Here is an 18,111-nt window from a genome sequence, read left to right as displayed (position 1 = left end):
GGCACCCGGGCGACCGTCGGGACGACGCGTGCCCGCCCCGGCGGGTCGGGCCCCCGCCGGCCGCGCCTCCCGCAAGGTGGGCCCGTACTGTGCGGGCGCCCGGTCGGCCGTCGGCCCTCGGCCCGGCGAGGTCGGTGCGGGGGTCAGGCGCCTCCTACCGCTGTCAGCAGGGCGAGTGGTGCTGCCGCTGACCGGGCCTCCCGGCCGCAGCCGTGGGGGAACGGCACGGGCTCACCGTGCGTGTCCCGCCCGTACCCCGCCAGGGCCTCCGGCAGCCGATGACCCGTCACCGTCGCCGCGTCGACCAGCGCGTGTGCCACCGTCCGGGCCTCGTCGTGCAGCCCGTACCTGGCCAGGCCCAGCGTGATCAGCGCGTTGTCGTGCGGCCAGACGGAGCCCCGGTGATAGGACAGCGGGTGGTACGCCGACTGGCCGGAGGCTACCGTGCGGACGCCCCAGCCGGAGAAGAAGTCCGGCTCCAGCAGCCGTCGGCCCACCACCTCGCCGTACTCCTTGTCCAGCAGTCCGGACCACAGCAGATGCCCGGCGTCGGAGGCCAGCGCGTCGATCTGCCGGCCCTGTCCGTCCAGCGCCAGCGCCGGGAAGGACCGCTCCCGCATCCAGAAGTCCCGCTGGAAACGGTCCCGGAGGTCGGCCGCGGCCTGCTCCAGCAGCGCGGCGTACGTCTCGTCGGCCCACACCGTGCGCGCCACCTGGGCCGTGCGGCGCAGCGCGTCGTACGCGTAGCCCTGGGCGCCCGCCGCCATCACCGCGCCGGTGGGCCGGGTGCCGTCGGCGCAGCAGATCGCGCCGGGGGAGTCCTTCCAGTTCTGGTTGGCGAGGCCGCCCTCGTCGGCGCGGTAGACGAGATAACCGCGCGAGGTCAGGCCGCCGTGGTCGAGCATCCAGCCGACGGCGGCACGGGCGTGCGGCTCTAGGCGGCGGGCGAGTTCCGCGTCCCCGGTCTGTTCGACGTACGTGCCGAGCAGGATCAGGAACAGGGGAGTGGCGTCGACCGAGCCGTAGTAGCGGCGGAACGGCACCTGGCCGAAGTGGGCCAGCTCCCCGTGCCGTACCTCGTGGACGATCTTGCCGGGCTGGGCGACCGGGGAGGGACCGGTGCCGGTCGCCTGCGTGGCGGCCAGGGCGAGGAGCGTGGCGGCGGCCGGCCGGGGACGGTACGGCAGGGCGAAGAGGGAGGTGAGGAGCGCGTCGCGGCCGAGCAGGGTGAGGAACCAGGGGGCGCCGGCCGCCGGGACGCGCAGCTCCTCGCCGTCCGGTCCGGTGGCCGGGACCTGGAGCGCCGCCAGGTCGGCGAGGCCCTGGGCGCAGGCCTCGGCCAGCTCCGGCCAGCCGGCCGGGAAGGCCACGCCCTGCACGAACTCGTCCTCCCGCTCCCGGAGTTGCCGGTGCACGGCGGCGGGGTCGCGGGGCACGCGCAGGGCGCGCTTCTCGCCGTGCGGACGGGCGATCACCCGCAGCAGCAGCTCGGTCGTGCCGTGCGGTGCGAGATCGAGGGCCCACACCAGGCGGCGGGCCCCGGTGCCCGTCTCCTCCACGGCGTCGGGGGCCGGGTCGGCCATGATCGTCGTGTAGGACCGCCACTCGGCACGCCGGTAGGTGAACTCGATCCCGTCGTCGAGGATCTGGCGGGAGCGCACGGCGCCGGGCTTCACGTAGGTGCGGTGGTCGGAACGCAGCTCGAACTGGTCGGTGAAGTCGGCGTCGACGGTGAGCGCGAGCCGGACGGTGGTGGACACCGGGCGGTTGCTGGTCACCCGCACGGACTCCACGAACGAGCTGTCGCCGACGGCCTGTTCACGGAAGAGCGTGTGGCCCGGCGGCTCCTGCCGGCCGCCGCGCGGGGCCAGTACGCAGCGGGCCGCGTCCCCGCCCGTCACCGGGGAGAGCACGTCGGGCACCGCGCCGTCGACGGTGAGCTGCCAGCGGCTGAGGTGCCGGGCGTCCCGGACGAACAACCCGTCCGGGGAGCCGCCGCCGCGCACCCCGCTGATGTCGCCACGGTCGCCGACGGCGGCGAAGGTGGCGCCGTGCACAAGCAGATGATGCCGGTCCGTCATCCCCGGTCCCCTCCTCTGTCACTCCTGTCGAACGTGCCGGTGTCCGCGGCGGACACGTCGTTTTGTGGGCTCTTGTCCAGCTTTTGACGCTCGTGTGGTGCGGGCGGCCGGTGGCACAGGTCGAGTGCGAGTGCCGCCGTCCAGCCGAAGCCGGACGCGCCGCAGGGCTCACCGGTGTACGGGTCGACGTACTCGGCGAAGTCCGTGGCGTCGGCCAGCCGCAGCAGCGCCGTGCGCAGGGCGTCGGCCGCCGCCGTCTCGCCGTGCGCGCGCAGCCCGCGCTCCAGCAGCCAGTTGGTGTTGAACCAGGCCGGGCCGCGCCAGTACCGGTGCGGGTCGAAGGCCTCCCCGAGGAGGTCGTAGCTCGGGACCAGCCGGGTGCGGTCGCCGAGCGAGAAGTGCGGCCCGCGGAGGGTGCGCACGAGGGCGGCGGCGATGTCGCGGGGGAGCCTGGGCAGCAGCAGCGGGATCAGCCCGCAGACGCCGCGCTCGGGTACGAGGGCGTCGCCGCCGCGCAGGTCCCGGCACAGGAACATCCCGGCCTCCGCGTCCCACAACCGTGTCACCAGCGCCTCCGTCAGCCGCTCGGCGCGGGCCCGGCGGGCGGAGCCGGCCGCGCCCAGCTCCTCGGCGATCCGCGCGAGGGCGTGTTCGGAGGCGATGAGCAGGGCGTTGAACGCCGGGTCCTCCACGGCGAACTCCGCGCCCCCGGCGTCGTGTTCGCCGCCCGGGCCGTCCCGGTACCCGCCGTCCCGGTACCCGCCGTCCCGGTAGTCGGCGGCGAGCCGGACGTACCGCCCGTAGTCCAGGTCGGTCGGCCGGTCCTCGGCCGCGCCGTGGTCGAGGTCGGCGCGGCGGAAGGAGCGGGCCGGTGCCGGGGTGATCCGGGCCAGCGGGGCGTCCCAGCAGGGGCTGTTGTCCATGCCCTGCTCCCACGGGTGGACGACGCAGGCCAGGCCGGCGCCGCCCAGGTCCCGCCGGTGCAGCAGATACCGGTGCCAGGCGGCCAGCCGCGGATACATCCGGGCCAGGAAGCCGCGGGTCCGGGACAGCGCGGGGTCGGCGCGGTGCACCAGCCAGGCCGCCAGCGCGTGCACCGGTGGCTGCACGATGCCGGAGGTCTGTACGGTGCGCGGGGCGCCCGCGGGGCGCCCGGCGGTGGAGGAACGCCAGAAGTCGGGGCTCGGGAAGTACGCGTCGAGCGGTACGGAGGGGTTGAAGACGATGTGCGGGACGCGCCCGTCGGCCCACTGGGCCGCGAACAGCGTCTCCAGCTCCGTCTGGGCCCGCAGCGGCGAGACGTGCCGCAGTCCGATGGCGATGAACGCGGAGTCCCAGGACCACTGGTGCGGGTACAGGTTCCGGGAAGGGACCGTCGAGCCGCCCGTCCAGTTCGCCTCCAGCACCCGGGCCGCTCTGGCGTGCAGCGACGTCGTCGTGACCGGTGGATCGTATGCGACCCCGTACGTGGTGGGGCGGGCGGTGAGCTGGGCGGTGCGTTCCACTCGGGACTCCCCGAAGACGTCCGGCCGGCCGGGTTTGGCTGGGGCCACCGTAGGGTTACGTCTATTTAACACGCAAAACCCACTATGTAATGCAGGCTTGAGGAACACAAGGGGGTGCGCATGACGGGGCGTCCGGGCCGGACCGGCAGGAGCGGAAGCCAGGCGGGCGCCGGCGATCTGCTCGAACTCGTGCGCAGCGGACGGGCGGTGACGCGCGGTGCGCTCCAGCAGGCGACCGGACTGTCCCGGGCCACCGTCGGGCAGCGCCTGGACCGGCTGTTCCGGGCGGGCTGGCTGCGTGAGGGTGCCGGCGGCCCCGTCGGCTCGCCGCTCGGCGGACGCCCGTCCATCACCCTGGAGTTCGACGACTCGCACGCGGTGGTGCTCACCGCCGACCTGGACACCCGGCACGCCCGCGCCGCCGTCCTCTCCCTGACGGGCGAGATCCTCGCCGAGCACGCCGGCACGCTGGTGGTCGAGGACGGCCCCGAGGCCGTCCTGGGCGAGCTGGGCCACTGGTTCGCCGAGCTGCTGACCAAGGCGGGGCACCGGGCGGAGGAAGTGTGCGGGATCGGGCTCGCGGTGCCGGGCCCGGTGGACAGCGACACCGGCCGGGTCGTCCAGCCGCCGATCATGCCGGGCTGGGACCGCCACGACATACGGGGCACCATGTCCCGCGCCTTCACCGAGCACACCGGCGCCGCCGCGGTCCCGGTCCTCGTCGACAACGACGCCAACCTCATGGCCTACGGCGAACAGCGCACCGGACACCCCGACTGCACGGCCTTCGTGCTGGTCAAGGTCTCCACCGGCATCGGTGCCGGGGTGGTCGTGAACGGCTCGGTCTACCGGGGCGTCGACGGCGGCGCGGGCGACATCGGGCACATCCGGGTCGGCACCGACGCGCTGTGCCGGTGCGGCTCGACCGGCTGTCTCGCGGCGGTCGCGAGCGGCGGTGCCGTGGCCAGGCGGCTGGCCGCGGCCGGGGTGCCGGCCACCTCCGGCTCGGACGTGCGGGACCTGCTGGCCGCCGGGCACCCGGAGGCGGCCGCGCTCGCCCGGGAGGCCGGGCGCCGGGTCGGGGACGTGCTGGCGACGGTGGTGACCCTGCTCAACCCGGGCGTGCTGATGATCGCCGGCGATCTGGCCGGGACGCCCTTCCTGACCGGCGTGCGCGAACTGCTCTACCAGCGGGCGCTGCCCCGGTCCACGGCCCGCCTGGACGTCGTCACCTCCCGGCTCGGGGAACGGGCCGGCCTGATCGGCGCAGGGGCGCTGGTGGTGGAGCACCTCTACGCGCCCGGGCGGGTGGAGGAGCGGCTCGCCGCGATGGGCGTGTGACACGGGCTCTTCCGCTCGGACCGACGTCCGCATGGTGAAATCGGGCCCGCTGTGGGAGCGTGATTCTCGCCACCCTTGATAAGGGGTGCGCTCAGATGAGCGGATCATGGGCGACTGCACTTCTCCAAGGGGTGGCACTGGGTGCCACCCCTTGATCGTTCATCGATCGAAATCAATCGTGTCGAGGGTCGCTCACATGAGCGGAAATCCGCACCTGTGGACCCTCATGCGTTCAAGAAGTGAAAACATCGGAGCGACTTGGCTTGCCAAGCTTTGACTTTCGATCCGCTGGCGGACGGGTGGTTACGGGCGCATGACGCGCAAGTGCACGTACCCAGGAACCTTCGATCTGGGTATGTTCCTGGCCGTCAGGGCAGCCACCGTGGCCTCAAGGAGTCGAGACCCGTGTCGGAAAACAAAGAACCCCACGTAGCGAAGTTCGTTTACGACTTCACCGAGGGCAACAAGGACCTCAAGGACCTCCTCGGCGGCAAGGGTGCCAACCTCGCCGAGATGACCAACCTCGGTCTCCCGGTCCCTCCCGGCTTCACCATCACCACGGAGGCCTGCAAGGTCTACCTGGACAGCGGTGAGGAGCCCGCGGCACTGCGTGACGAGGTGAGTGCGCACCTCGACGCCCTCGAGGCGAAGATGGGCAAGAAGCTCGGCCAGGCCGACAACCCGCTGCTGGTCTCCGTCCGCTCCGGCGCGAAGTTCTCGATGCCCGGCATGATGGACACCGTCCTGAACATCGGCCTGTCCGACAAGTCGGTGCAGGGCCTGGCCAAGCAGGCCGGCGACGACCGGTTCGCCTGGGACTCCTACCGCCGCCTCATCCAGATGTTCGGCAAGACCGTCCTCGGCGTCGACGGCGAGCTGTTCGAGGAGGCCCTCGACGCGGCCAAGGCCGCCAAGAAGGTCACCGTCGACACGGACCTGGAAGCGGCCGACCTGAAGAAGCTGGTCACCAAGTTCAAGAAGATCGTCAAGGCCGAGGCCGGCCGGGACTTCCCGCAGGACCCGCGCGAGCAGATGGACCTCGCCATCAAGGCGGTCTTCGACTCCTGGAACGGCGACCGCGCCAAGCTGTACCGCCGCCAGGAGCGCATCCCGCACGACCTGGGCACCGCCGTCAACGTCTGCTCGATGGTCTTCGGCAACCTGGGCCCCGACTCCGGCACCGGCGTCGCGTTCACCCGTGACCCCGCCTCCGGCCACCAGGGCGTCTACGGCGACTACCTGCAGAACGCGCAGGGCGAGGACGTGGTCGCGGGCATCCGCAACACGGTCCCGCTCGCGGAGCTGGAGCAGATCGACAAGAAGTCGTACGACCAGCTCATGCAGATCATGGAGACCCTGGAGAACCACTACAAGGATCTCTGCGACATCGAGTTCACCATCGAGCGCGGCCAGCTCTGGATGCTCCAGACCCGCGTCGGCAAGCGCACCGCCGGTGCCGCCTTCCGCATCGCCACCCAGCTCGTGGACCAGGGCCTGATCGACGAGACCGAGGCGCTCCAGCGCGTCACCGGCGCCCAGCTGGCCCAGCTGATGTTCCCGCGCTTCGACGACGAGGCCAAGACCGAGCAGGTCGGCCGGGGCATCGCGGCCTCGCCGGGCGCGGCGGTCGGTAAGGCGGTCTTCGACTCGTACACCGCCGTCAAGTGGTCCCGCTCGGGCGAGAAGGTCATCCTGGTCCGCCGCGAGACCAACCCCGACGACCTGGACGGCATGATCGCCGCCGAGGGCATCCTGACCTCCCGCGGCGGCAAGACCTCCCACGCGGCCGTCGTCGCGCGCGGCATGGGCAAGACCTGTGTCTGCGGCGCCGAGGAGCTGGAGGTCGACACCAAGCGCCGCCGGATGACGGTGCCCGGCGGCCACGTCGTCGAGGAAGGCGACCTGATCTCCATCGACGGTTCGACGGGCAAGGTCTACCTGGGCGAGGTCCCGGTCGTGCCGTCCCCCGTGGTCGAGTACTTCGAGGGCCGCATGCACCCCGGTGCCGACGACGCGGACGAGCTGGTCGAGGCGGTCCACCGCATGATGGCCTTCGCCGACCGCAAGCGCCGGCTGCGGGTGCGCGCCAACGCGGACAACGCCGAGGACGCGCTGCGCGCCCGCCGTTTCGGCGCCCAGGGCATCGGCCTGTGCCGCACCGAGCACATGTTCCTCGGTGAGCGCCGCGAGATGGTCGAGAAGCTGATCCTCGCCGACACCGAGGAGGAGCGCGAGGCCGCCCTGCGGGAGCTGCTGCCCTTGCAGAAGAAGGACTTCGTCGAGCTCTTCGAGGCGATGGACGGCCTGCCGGTGACGATCCGCCTCCTGGACCCGCCGCTGCACGAGTTCCTCCCGGACATCACGGAACTCTCGGTCCGGGTGGCCCTGGCGGAGTCCCGTCAGGAGCCGCACGAGAACGACCTGCGCCTGCTCCAGGCCGTGCACCGCCTGCACGAGCAGAACCCGATGCTGGGCCTGCGCGGCGTGCGTCTGGGTCTGGTCATCCCCGGCCTGTTCACCATGCAGGTCCGCGCGATCGCGGAGGCCGCGGCCGAGCGCAAGACGGCCAAGGGCGACCCGCGCGCCGAGATCATGATCCCGCTCGTCGGCACGGTCCAGGAGCTGGAGATCGTCCGCGAGGAGGCGGACCAGGTCATCGCCGAGGTCGAGGCGGCGACCGGTACGGTGCTCAAGCTGGCGATCGGCACGATGATCGAGCTGCCGCGCGCCGCGCTGACGGCGGGCCAGATCGCGGAGGCCGCGGAGTTCTTCTCCTTCGGCACGAACGACCTCACCCAGACGGTGTGGGGCTTCAGCCGCGACGACGTCGAGGCCTCCTTCTTCACCGCCTACCTGGAGAAGGGCATCTTCGGAGTGTCGCCCTTCGAGACGATCGACAAGGACGGCGTCGGCTCCCTGGTGAAGCTGGCGGCGGAGGCGGGCCGGCGCACCCGTCCCGACCTCAAGCTCGGCGTCTGCGGCGAGCACGGCGGTGACCCGGAGTCGGTCCACTTCTTCCACGAGGTCGGTCTCGACTACGTCTCCTGCTCCCCGTTCCGCATCCCGGTCGCCCGCCTGGAGGCCGGCCGCGCGGCCACGCAGTCGGCGGGCAGCGACCACCGCTAGCCCTGCGGGCCGGTTGAACCCCGGAGCCGCCGTCGGTCCCCGACCCTCACCGATCGGCGGCGGCCCCGGCGCACGAAGAAGAAGGGGCGGCATCCCTGTGCGGGGGATGCCGCCCCTTCGGGCATCATGTGGAATCGGGCTTCCACGTCCGCTCAGCGGTCGTGCAGCAACCCGTTCAGCAGCGCCCGCAGGCCCCGTTCGTAGGTGTCCTGCGCCGTCAGGGGGGCCCAGCGGGGGGCCGCCTCGGCCAGGCGGGGGAGGTCCGCCGGGTCGAGGTCGGCGAAGATCTGGTCGCGGTAGGTGGGGCGGGCGTCGGCGCTGCGGCGGCGGGCCGAGGCCGCCCGGACCACGATCTCGCCGGCCGTGTAGTACCAGATCGTGCGGTACCCGTGCACGGCCTCGTCGAGGCTCAGGCCGCTCTCCGTCAGGCCGGCGACGATCTGTTCCACGAACCAGAGGGCGGACGTCGACATGAGGTCGTCCGCCGTCAGCACCTCCACGATCCAGGGACACGCGGCGAGCACCTCGTGGATGGCCGTGGCGGCGGTGAGCACGCGGTCGCGAGGGTCGGTGGGAGGCGGGTCGGGGCGCCGCAAAGTCCGGGCCGCGTAGTCGTCCAGCAGGAGGAGGAGCAGTTCCTCCTTGTCCCGGACGTGGTGGTAGAGGGCCATCGGCGTGCTGCCGATCTCCGTGGCGAGCCGGCGCATCGTCAGCCGGTCCACACCGTCCTGCGACACGATCCCGCGCGCCGTTCGGATGATCTCCTCGAGCGAGATCCGGGCGGGCCGGCCGGTGGTCTTGCGGGGGGCGGGCGGTGGCGGCATGAGGTCATCATCCCGCAGGCGGCGGGGAGTCCGGGCAGCGGGTGTCGACATCGGGGAGGTCGCGCGCTAGTTTTCTTACATGTATAAAAACTTACGCGGCCGTCCGGGGGCGGTGCTGGCGGCGGCCGCCGTCGCCCAGTTCGTCGTCGCCCTCGACATGGCCGTCGTCAATGTCGCCCTCCCGGAGATCCGCTCCGCGCTCGGCTTCGCCCCGCTCGACCTGTCCTGGGTCGTCCACGTGTACGCGCTCACCTTCGGCGGGTTCCTGCTGCTCGGCGGCCGGGCCTGTGACCTGTTCGGCCGGCGCCGGCTGTTCGCGGCGGGGCTGGCCGTCTTCGGGCTCTGCTCGCTCGCCGGCGGTCTGGCCCAGGAGCCCTGGCAACTGGTCGCCGCCCGTGCGGGCCAGGGGGTGGGCGCCGCCGCGACCGCGCCGGCCGCGCTGGCACTGCTGACCACCACCTTCACCGAGGGCCCCCGGCGCATCCGCGCGCTGGGCGTGTGGAGCGCCGTGAACGCCGCGGGCGGTGCGCTCGGCGTGCTGGCCGGCGGCGTGCTGACCGAGTACGCCGGCTGGCGCTGGGTGATGCTGGTCAACCTGCCCGTCGTCGCGGCGGCGCTCGCCCTGGTGTACGCCGCCGTGCCCGCCGAACCCCGGCCGGTCCGGCGCGAGCGGCCGGACCTGCTCGGTGCCGTCCTGTCCACCGGCGGCGTCGGGCTGCTGGTGTACGGCGTCGTACGGACCGACGCCAGGGGCTGGGCGTCCGCCGCCACCTGGGAGACGCTCGCCGTCGCGGGAGTGCTGCTCGGCGCCTTCGTCGCCGTCGAGTCCAGGTCCTCCGCCCCACTGCTCCGGCTCGGCCTGCTGCGCAGCCGCCCGGTCGCCGGGGCGAACCTGCTGGTGTTCCTCGCCGCCGCCGGGCAGTTCACCGCCTTCTACTTCGTCTCCCTCTACCTCCAGCAGGTCCTCGGCCTCGGCGCGGCGGTGACCGGTGCCGCGTTCCTGCCGTTCTCCGCCGGCCTGGTGGCGGGCACCGCGGTCGCGACCCGTGTCACCGCCGCCCGTTCGCCCCGCGCCTCGCTGGTCACCGGCTCCCTGTGCGCGGCCGCGGGCCTGGCCTGGTTCGCGTGCCTCAGCCCGCACGGCGGCTTCCTCACCGATGTGCTCGGTCCGTCCCTGCTCACCAGTGTCGGCGCCGGGCTGGTGCTGGCGCCCGCGGCGGCCGTCGCCACCACCGGCGTCCGGCCTGGCGAGGCGGGCATGGCCTCCGGCGTGCTGAACAGCGCCCGTCAGCTCGGCGGTTGCGTCGGGCTGGCCGTCCTGGCCACGGTCGCCGCGCACCGCACCGGTACGGCGGCCGACCCCACCGGCCCGTCCGCGCTCACCAGCGGCTACGCGCTGGGCCTCGCCGTCACCGCGGCCCTGTTCGTACTCGCGGCGGTGGTCGCGCTCACCGTCCTGCCCGGCCGCCGCACGGCCGGCCCCACCGCACCCGCCGCGGCAACCCCTGCCGAGGCACCCCGACTGGAAGGAACCCCGTCATGACCCCCACCCCCGTCGACCTGTTCGGCTCGGCGCTGCAATTCCGGCCCGACGGCGACGTCCGGGCAGGTGCCCGGCGGATGACGGACGGCGACCCCGGTGTCTGGCAGCTCGCCACCTTCCACGTGGAGACGGACGCCGACGTGCACGCCGACCATTGGGAGACACACCCCGACGGCGAGGAGGCCGTGTGCTGCCTGAGCGGCGGGGCACGCCTGTACTTCCGGCCCACCGCGGAGGGCGGCACGGAGGAGATGGTGCGGCTGCGGCCGGGCACCGCCGTGATCGTGCCGAGCGGCCGTGCCCACCGGCTCGAACTTGACGGCCCCAGCGACCTGATGTCGATCACCCGCCGCCGCGGCACGTACCAGGAGCAGCGTGCCGAGGCCCACTGACCGGGTGCCGGGCGTCCGCCCCGGCCCGCTCGCAGGCCGCCCCGTCCCCGCCCCGGACGAGGATCAGGACGAGGACGAGGGGGAGGGGGAGGGGGAGGACGGGAGGAGCGTCGTAGCCCGGGGCGCCGGCGCACAGGGGTGGCACAGGGCCGCCTCGCCGGCGGCCCGGGCAGCGGAGCAGCCGAGTTCGCAGCCGATGCCACCGCTGCTGCTGTTGCTGCCGCCGCCGTCCGTGGTGGTGTCTTCGCCCGCCGCCGGTCGCGCGGTGGCGGTACCGCCGCCCCCGGACGGTGGTACGTGTCCCGGACGGGATCACGCGCCGATGACCGTAGTGTCGAGGCGTCGCGTGTCCAGGAAGGATGGCGGATCCCTGATGAACGGATCGAGCTGGGGTGTGGCCGACCTCCCCGACCTCGGTGATCGTGTCGCCGTCGTCACCGGTGCCAACAGCGGCCTCGGCTACGTCACCGCGCGGGAGCTGGCCCGCGGCGGCGCCCGGGTGGTGCTCGCGTGCCGGAGCGAGGCGCGCGGGCGGGCGGCCGTCGCCCGGCTGCTGGCGGAGGCGCCCGGGGCGGCCGCCGAGTTCGGGCGGCTCGACCTCGGGGACCTGGCGTCCGTGCGGGCGTTCGCGGACGAGTTGCCGTACGACCGGATCGACCTGCTCGTCAACAACGCCGGCGTGATGGCCGTACCGTACGGGACGACCGCCGACGGGTTCGAGACCCAGTTCGGCGTCAACCACCTCGGGCACTTCGCGCTCACCGGGCTGCTGCTGCCCCGGCTGCTGGCCGCTCCGGGGGCCCGGGTGGTCACCGTCTCCAGCATGCTGCACGCCCTCGCCAACGTCGACCTGCGCGATCCCAACAGCCGCCGCAACTACCGCCGCTGGATCGCCTACGCGCGGTCCAAGAGCGCCAATCTGCTGTTCACGCACGAGCTGGCGCACCGGCTGGGCGGCCGCCTCCTGGCGGTGGCCGCCCACCCCGGGTACGCGGCCACCAACCTCCAGACCGCCGGTCCGCGGGCCGAAGGCCGGCGCGGCACCGAGCGGCTGAGGGAGCTGGCCAACCACGTGTTCGCCCAGTCGGCGGAGGCCGGGGCGCTGCCCACGCTGTACGCGGCGACCGCGCCCGGGGTGCGGCCCGACGCCTTCTTCGGTCCCTCGTTCGCGATGTGGCGGGGCGCGCCGGCGCCGTCGTGGCGGGCGCCCTGGACCGTGGACGACCGGGCGGCGGCGGCACTCCGGTCCGCCTCGGAGCGGCTGACCGGGGTCGGCCTGGACCTTCCCGCCGGCTGACACCCCGGCCGCACCCAACGCCCGTCCGGTGTTCGCGGCCGTCGGGACCGTCGTGTTCCTGGGGGCCTGGAACTCCTTCCCGTGGCCGCTGGTGATCGGGCGGGACCAGAGCGCCTGGACGGTGCAGGTGGCGCTGTCCTCGTTCAGTACCGCCCAGGTCGTGCGGCTGCACGGGCTGTTCGTCGCGGCGGCCCGGTCGGTCCTGCCGCTGCTGCTGGTGTTCCCGGTCCTCCAGCGGTGGATCGTGGCGGGGGTGGAGCGGTCCGGGATCGACTGACGGGGCCGGGCTCAGGCCGTGGCGCCGCCGTCGACGACCAGGTCCGCGCCGACCACCGAGGCCGCGTCGTCCGAGGCCAGGTACAGCACCGCGGCGGCCACCTCCTCGACGGTGGAGACCCGGCCGACCGGGCTCTCGGCGCGCATGCGCGCGGCCCGGCCGGCCTCCGTCTCGCCCTGCTTGAAGGACATGTCCGTGGCGGTGGGGCCGGGGCTGACGGCGTTGATGCGCACCCCGTCGGCGATGTGGTCCAGCGCGGCGCCGCGGGTGAGGACCGACACGGCCGCCTTGCCGGCGGCGTAGGCGGCGGTGCGGGGCAGCCGGCTGTGCACGCCGATCCGGGAGGCGATGTTCACGATGGCGCCGCCGTTCGGCTGGGTGCGCATCCGGTCGATCTCGGCCCGCAGGGCGAGGAAGACACCGGTGACGTTGACGTCGAGCATCCGCCGCCAGTCCTCCTCGGCCAGCTCGCCCACGGTCTGCCCCCGGCCCTCGAGGACGCCGGCGTTGTTCACCGCGACGTCCAGGGAGCCGAAGCGGTCCACGGCGGCGGCCACCAGGGCCCGCACGTCGTCGGCGCGGGAGACGTCGGCGGTGACGGCGAGCGCCTTGCCGCCCTCGCGCTCGATCAGGGCGACGGTCTCGTCGAGCGGCTCGCGGCGCCGGCCGGCGACGACGACGTGGGCACCCTCCCGGGCGAACGCGAGGGCGACCCCGCGGCCGATGCCGGAGCCGGCGCCGGTGACGAGTGCGGTGCGGCCGGAGAAGCGGTGCGGCATGGCGATGTTCCCTTTTCTTGACCGATCGGTTCAGTTTGAAGGCAGGCGAAAACCGCCTCCGCGGAGGCGTGCTCTCAGTCCAGCAGGACCAGCGCCTGCTCGGCCGCGTCCCGTACCCGGGCGGGTTCCGCGGACGCCTTGCCGACCACCCGCAGCCCCTGGAGCAGGACCAGCAGCATGCGGGCGAGGGTCAGGGGGTCGCGGTCCGCGGACAGTTCGCCCTGGGCCCGGGCGCGGACCAGGGCGGAGTGCAGCAGGGTCTCCAGGGTGTCCCAGCTGTGCTCCACCCGGCGGGCGGCGTCCCGGTCGTGCGGGGCCAGCTCGACCGCCGCGTTGGTGACCATGCAGCCCTGGCCGCGGGTGGTCTCGGCGGCGGCCTCGGCCGCGAACCGCCGGACCAGGTCCCGCACGGCCGGCAGGACCGGGCCGGGCCGGGACAGCTCGCGCGTCAGCCGCGGGTCCTGCGCCTGCCCGTACCGGTCCAGTGCCCTCAGGTACAGCTCGTGCTTGCTGCCGAAGGTGGCGTACAGGCTGGCCTTGCCGATCCCCAGGTGGGTCACCAGGTCGGCCATCGACGTCGCCTCGTAGCCGCGCTGCCAGAACAGCTCCAGGGCTGACTGGAGCGCGGCGTCCGGGTCGAATTCCTTGGTCCTGGCCATGCCCTGAAGGCTAGGCTTACTGGACCGAACGGTCAAGATATTTAGCGGGTCCGTACCTCGTACACGGCCACCCGCACCGACTCGTCGTCCAGGCAGTGCCCGTCGGCCAGGTCGAAACGCTGCTTCAGCAGCGGGGACGCCACGAACGGGCGGCCCTCGTGGGTGCCGGTCAGACCGCGGGAGAGGACGGCCGCGCCGGTGAACGGGTCGCGGTTGTCGACGGCGTACAGACGGTCGGAGCGGTCACGGAAGACGGCCACCTGGCGGCCGTCCGGCAGCAGGGCCGCGACCCCGCGGCCCGGGACCAGCATGCTCAGGTCGCAGACCGTGAACCAGTCGTCGGCCAGCTGGAGCTGGACCTTCAGGTCGGTCGTCTCAACTGCCAGGGTCATCGCTGGGCGCTTCCTTCCAGGACGTCGTCGGCGGGCCGCATGCCGATGGACAGCAGCGGCAGGTCGGGCTTGATCTGGTCGCGCTCGGGCACGAAGGAGACCACCGGGTCCGGGGTGTCCGGGGCGTTCACGAAGGACACGAACCGGGCCAGCTTCTCGGGGTCGGTCACGGTCTCCGCCCACTCGTCGCGGTAGTGGGCGACATGCGACCGCATGAGCTTCTCCAGCTCGTCGCAGATGCCGAGCGAGTCGTGGACCACCACGTCCCGTACGTGCTCCAGACCCCCGGGGATGCGCTCCAGCCACGTGCTGGTGCGCTCCAGGCGGTCGGCCGTGCGGATGTAGAACATCAGGAACCGGTCGATCAGACGGACCAGTTCGGCGTCGGACAGGTCCTGCGCCAGCAGGTCGGCGTGGCGCGGGGTGGCGCCGCCGTTGCCGCCGACGTACAGGTTCCAGCCGTTGGCGGTGGCGATCACCCCGAAGTCCTTCGACTGGGCCTCCGCGCACTCGCGCTGGCAGCCGGAGACCGCCGACTTCAGCTTGTGCGGGGACCTCAGGCCCCGGTAGCGCAGCTCCAGGTCGATCGCCATCCGCACCGAGTCCTGCACGCCGTAACGGCACCAGGTCGAGCCCACACAGGACTTCACCGTGCGCAGCGACTTGCCGTACGCGTGCCCCGACTCGAAGCCGGCGTCCACCAGCCGGGCCCAGATCAGCGGAAGCTGCTCCACCCGGGCGCCGAACATGTCGATCCGCTGACCGCCGGTGATCTTCGTGTAGAGGCCGAAGTCCCGGGCGATCTCACCGATGACGATCAGCTTCTCGGGCGCGATCTCCCCGCCGGGGATGCGCGGCACGACCGAGTACGAGCCGTTCTTCTGGAGGTTGGCGAGGAAGTGGTCGTTGGTGTCCTGGAGGGCCGCCTGCTCGCCGTCCAGGACATAGCCGCTCGCGCCGATGGCCGGGGCGAGGGAGGCGATGATCGAGGCGACGGCCGGCTTGCACACCTCGCAGCCGTCACCGCCCCGGGCGCCCTCACGGCCGTGCCGGTCGAGCAGCTCCCGGTACGACGTGAGGCGCAGCGCGCGGACGATCTCGTACAGCTCCTCGCGGGTCTGTGCGAAGCAGCCGCACAGTCCCTTGTCGACCTCGACGCCGGACGCCTCCAGCTCGGCGGTGACCAGCTGGCCCAGCACCTTCACACAACTGCCGCAGCCGGTGCCGGCCTTGGTGCACTTCTTCACCTCGGGCACGGTCGTGCACCGGTGCTCGGTGACCGCGCCGCGGATGCTGCCCTTGCTGACGTTGTGGCAGGAGCAGATGATCGCGTCGTCCGGCAGGGCGGACGGGCCGAGCTGGGCCCCCGAGCCGGCTCCGGCGGGCAGGACGAGCGACTCGGGGGAGACGGGGGGCACCGAGCCGGTGAGCGCGCGCAGCGTGCCGTAGGCGTCGGCGTCGCCGACCAGGATGCCGCCGAGCAGCGTGCCGTCCCGGCCGATGACAAGCTTCTTGTACAGGCCCGCACGCGAGTCGGAGTAGACGACGTCCAGGCAGTCCTCGGTGGTGCCGTGCGCGTCGCCGAAGGAGGCGACATCGACGCCGAGCAGCTTGAGCTTGGTGGACAGGTCGGCGCCGGTGAAGGACGCCTCGTCGGCCGCGATGGTCGCCGCCGCGGTCTCCGCCTGCTCGTAGCCCGGCGCCACCAGGCCGTACACCCGGCCGTCGGCGGCCAGGGCGCACTCGCCGATCGCGAACACGCGCGGGTCGGTGACGGTACGGCACTGCTCGTCGACCGCGATGCCGCCGCGCTCGCCGACCCCCAGGCCGCAGTCGCGGGCCAGCTGGTCGCGGGGGCGGACTCCGGCGCTGAACACGACCAGTTCGGTGGCGAGTTCGGAGCCGTCGGACAGCTTCATGCCGGTGACCGCACCGGAGTCGTCCGTCACGATCTCCTGGGTGCCGACGCCGGTGTGGACCGTCAGGCCCATCTCCTCGATGGTCCGCAGCAGGGCCGCGCCTCCGCCGTCGTCCACCTGTACCGGCATCAGGCGCGGCGCGAACTCCACGATGTGGGCGTTCAGTCCGAGGCCCTTGAGCGCGCCCGCCGCCTCCAGGCCGAGCAGGCCGCCGCCGACGACGGCACCGGTGGACGCGTTCCTCGCGTACTCCTCGATCGCCAGCAGGTCCTCGATGGTCCGGTAGACGAAACAGCCGGCGGCGTCCTTGTTCGGCACCGGCGGTACGAACGGGTAGGAGCCGGTGGCCAGTACGAGGACGTCGTAGTCGACGGCCAGACCGGAGCGGGCGGTCACCCGCCTCGCCTCACGGTCGATCGTCTCCGCCGGGTCTCCGACGTGCAGCTCGATGCCGTGGTCCTTGATGAACTCCAGGTCGGTCAGGGAGAGGTCCTCTGGCGTCCGGCCCGAGAAGTACGAGGTGAGCTGGACGCGGTCGTAGGCCGGACGCGGCTCCTCGCACAGCACGACCACGCGGTGCGTGGCGGTCAGGCCGCGCTCGGCGAGCGCTTCGAGGAAGCGCTGGCCGACCATGCCGTGGCCGACGAGCACGATCGTGGGGGTGGCCCCCAGGGTGGCGGACATTCAGGAGCCTCCATCGTTGGTGAGCAGGTGGAGCAGGGGGCCGTCGTCGGGGAGCGGCTCTGCTCCCTCCCAGGCGCGGGCGAGCGCGCCGACGGTGCCCAGTTCGCCGACGAGGACCCCGCCGACCAGGCGGTCGTCGCGGACGACGACCTTGCGGTAGGTGCCCCGGGTGGCGTCGGCGAGCCGCACGACGTCGTCACCGGGGCGGGGCTCGGTCTCCCCGAACGCGGCGAGGTCGAAGGGGGAGTCGGGGCCGGTGAGGGTCAGCCGGGTCAGGGAGCGGGTGCCGCCATATCGGGCGCGGGTGTCACCGGCGAGCAACGCGGCGAGCGCGTCGGCCTGTTCGAGCGCCGGGGCGGCGAGTCCGTAGACGGTGCCGTCGTGCTGGGCGCAGTCGCCGACGGCGTGGATGTGCGGGTCGGAGGTGCGCAGCGCGTCGTCGACGAGGACGCCCTTGCGGACGGCGAGGCCCGCCTGCTCGGCGAGACCCGTGCGGGGCCGGACCCCGCAGGCCAGGACCACGAGGTCGGCGTCCAGCGCGTAGCCGTCGGCCAGCTCCACCGAGCGGACCGTGCCGCCGACGCAGCGCACGTCCCGCACCCGGCACTCGGTGTGCACCTCGACGCCCAGATCGGTGAGGTGCCGCAGCACCAGGCGGGAGGCGTCGGGGTCGAGCTGGCGCTCCATGAGCCGCTCGGCCTGCTGGGCGAGCATCACCTGGGCGCCGCGCACGGCCAGCGCGCGGGCCGCGGAGACCCCGAGCAGCCCGCCGCCGATGACGACCGCGCGCACCCCCGGCCGGACCGCCCGCGCCAGGCGCAGGCAGTCGTCCATGGTGCGGAACGCGTGGACGCCCTCGGGAAGCCGGTGGTCCGGGCCGAACAGCCCGCGCAGCGGGGGCAGCACCGGGTTGGAGCCGGTGGCCAGGACCAGTGTGCCGTAGCCGATCGACGTGCCGTCGGCGCAGGCGAGGGTCCGGGCGGCCCGGTCGATCGCGGTGACCCGGGTGCGCAGCAGGCCGGCGGGCCGCGGGAGGGCGATCACCTCCGGGGCGTACCGGCCGGCCAGCACCTCGGCCAGCAGCACGCGGTTGTACGGCGCGTGCTCCTCCTCGCCGACGAGCAGCGCGGGCGGCGCACCCAGCTCGCCGAGCCGCCGGGCGAGCCGTACGCCCGCGAGGCCGGCGCCGATCACCACCACACGCGTATTCGAGGTCATGACCCGAGCGTGCGGCCCCGACGTTACCCGGCGGCATCACCTCTGTTTCCCGTGCGGAACGCTGCCCTCAGCGG

The 18,111-nt window shown here is 73.3% G+C and carries 13 protein-coding genes and 1 pseudogene; 6 read left to right on the top strand and 8 right to left on the bottom strand.

Annotated elements, in window-relative coordinates; all coding sequences use genetic code 11:
* Nucleotides 1–143 precede the first annotated feature (143 nt).
* Together JK361_RS09565 and JK361_RS09560 are read right to left on the bottom strand one after the other, a co-directional pair.
* Nucleotides 144–2,081, bottom strand: coding sequence for an amylo-alpha-1,6-glucosidase (locus JK361_RS09565; protein WP_201815285.1), 1,938 nt, complete (start codon nt 2,079–2,081; stop codon nt 144–146).
* Nucleotides 2,078–3,586 carry an MGH1-like glycoside hydrolase domain-containing protein gene (locus JK361_RS09560; RefSeq protein WP_201815284.1) on the bottom strand — a complete coding sequence of 503 codons (1,509 nt, stop codon included), beginning with the start codon at nt 3,584–3,586 and terminating at the stop codon, nt 2,078–2,080. The genes JK361_RS09565 and JK361_RS09560 overlap by 4 nt, the downstream gene beginning before the upstream one ends.
* A gap of 120 nt (nt 3,587–3,706) precedes the next feature.
* Here JK361_RS09560 and JK361_RS09555 point away from each other — a divergent pair, with 120 nt between their 5' ends.
* Nucleotides 3,707–4,927, top strand: a complete 1,221-nt coding sequence (locus JK361_RS09555) for an ROK family transcriptional regulator (protein ID WP_201815283.1) — start codon at nt 3,707–3,709, stop codon at nt 4,925–4,927.
* Between the two features lie 405 nt (nt 4,928–5,332).
* A complete protein-coding gene (gene ppdK, locus JK361_RS09550; protein ID WP_201815282.1) occupies nt 5,333–8,053 on the top strand; it encodes a pyruvate, phosphate dikinase in 2,721 nt (906 codons plus the stop codon).
* A 152-nt stretch (nt 8,054–8,205) separates the two neighbouring features.
* Here the strand turns inward: ppdK and JK361_RS09545 are convergent, their stop codons facing one another.
* Nucleotides 8,206–8,877 (bottom strand): TetR/AcrR family transcriptional regulator, encoded by a 672-nt coding sequence (locus tag JK361_RS09545; RefSeq protein WP_201815281.1) that lies wholly within the window; start codon nt 8,875–8,877, stop codon nt 8,206–8,208.
* 79 nt (nt 8,878–8,956) lie between these two features.
* Between JK361_RS09545 and JK361_RS09540 the strand changes: the two genes are divergently transcribed.
* The 4 genes and pseudogenes from JK361_RS09540 to JK361_RS09525 form a co-directional block, all read left to right on the top strand.
* A complete protein-coding gene (locus JK361_RS09540; protein ID WP_201815280.1) occupies nt 8,957–10,420 on the top strand; it encodes an MFS transporter in 1,464 nt (487 codons plus the stop codon).
* Nucleotides 10,417–10,812, top strand: coding sequence for a cupin domain-containing protein (locus tag JK361_RS09535; RefSeq protein ID WP_201815279.1), 396 nt, complete (start codon nt 10,417–10,419; stop codon nt 10,810–10,812). The genes JK361_RS09540 and JK361_RS09535 overlap by 4 nt, the downstream gene beginning before the upstream one ends.
* A 373-nt stretch (nt 10,813–11,185) precedes the next feature.
* A complete protein-coding gene (locus JK361_RS09530; RefSeq protein ID WP_201815278.1) occupies nt 11,186–12,109 on the top strand; it encodes an oxidoreductase in 924 nt (307 codons plus the stop codon).
* A 13-nt stretch (nt 12,110–12,122) separates the two neighbouring features.
* Nucleotides 12,123–12,386: pseudogene (locus tag JK361_RS09525) on the top strand (carbohydrate ABC transporter permease); the annotation flags it as partial.
* 11 nt (nt 12,387–12,397) lie between these two features.
* Here the strand turns inward: JK361_RS09525 and JK361_RS09520 are convergent.
* From JK361_RS09520 to JK361_RS09500, 5 genes are all read right to left on the bottom strand, one after another.
* A complete protein-coding gene (locus JK361_RS09520) occupies nt 12,398–13,165 on the bottom strand; it encodes an SDR family NAD(P)-dependent oxidoreductase (RefSeq protein WP_201815277.1) in 768 nt (255 codons plus the stop codon).
* A gap of 74 nt (nt 13,166–13,239) precedes the next feature.
* Entirely contained in the window at nt 13,240–13,824 is a 585-nt protein-coding gene (locus JK361_RS09515; protein ID WP_201815276.1) for a TetR/AcrR family transcriptional regulator, read from the bottom strand.
* Between the two features lie 41 nt (nt 13,825–13,865).
* Nucleotides 13,866–14,216, bottom strand: coding sequence for a nitrite reductase small subunit NirD (gene nirD, locus JK361_RS09510; RefSeq protein ID WP_201815275.1), 351 nt, complete (start codon nt 14,214–14,216; stop codon nt 13,866–13,868).
* Nucleotides 14,213–16,819: a nitrite reductase large subunit NirB gene (nirB, locus tag JK361_RS09505; protein WP_201815274.1), complete on the bottom strand. Its 2,607-nt coding sequence runs from the start codon at nt 16,817–16,819 to the stop codon at nt 14,213–14,215. Before nirB ends, nirD begins: the two co-directional genes overlap by 4 nt.
* Complete coding sequence (locus tag JK361_RS09500; protein ID WP_201815273.1) at nt 16,820–18,037, bottom strand: NAD(P)/FAD-dependent oxidoreductase; 1,218 nt, start codon at nt 18,035–18,037, stop codon at nt 16,820–16,822.
* Nucleotides 18,038–18,111: the final 74 nt, after the last annotated feature.

It is taken from the genome of Streptomyces musisoli, from assembly GCF_016741855.1.
Classification (GTDB): Bacteria; Actinomycetota; Actinomycetes; order Streptomycetales; family Streptomycetaceae; genus Streptomyces; species Streptomyces musisoli.
The sequence above is the reverse complement of the archived record's forward strand: the minus strand, read 5'-3'. Positions and strand labels throughout refer to the sequence as shown.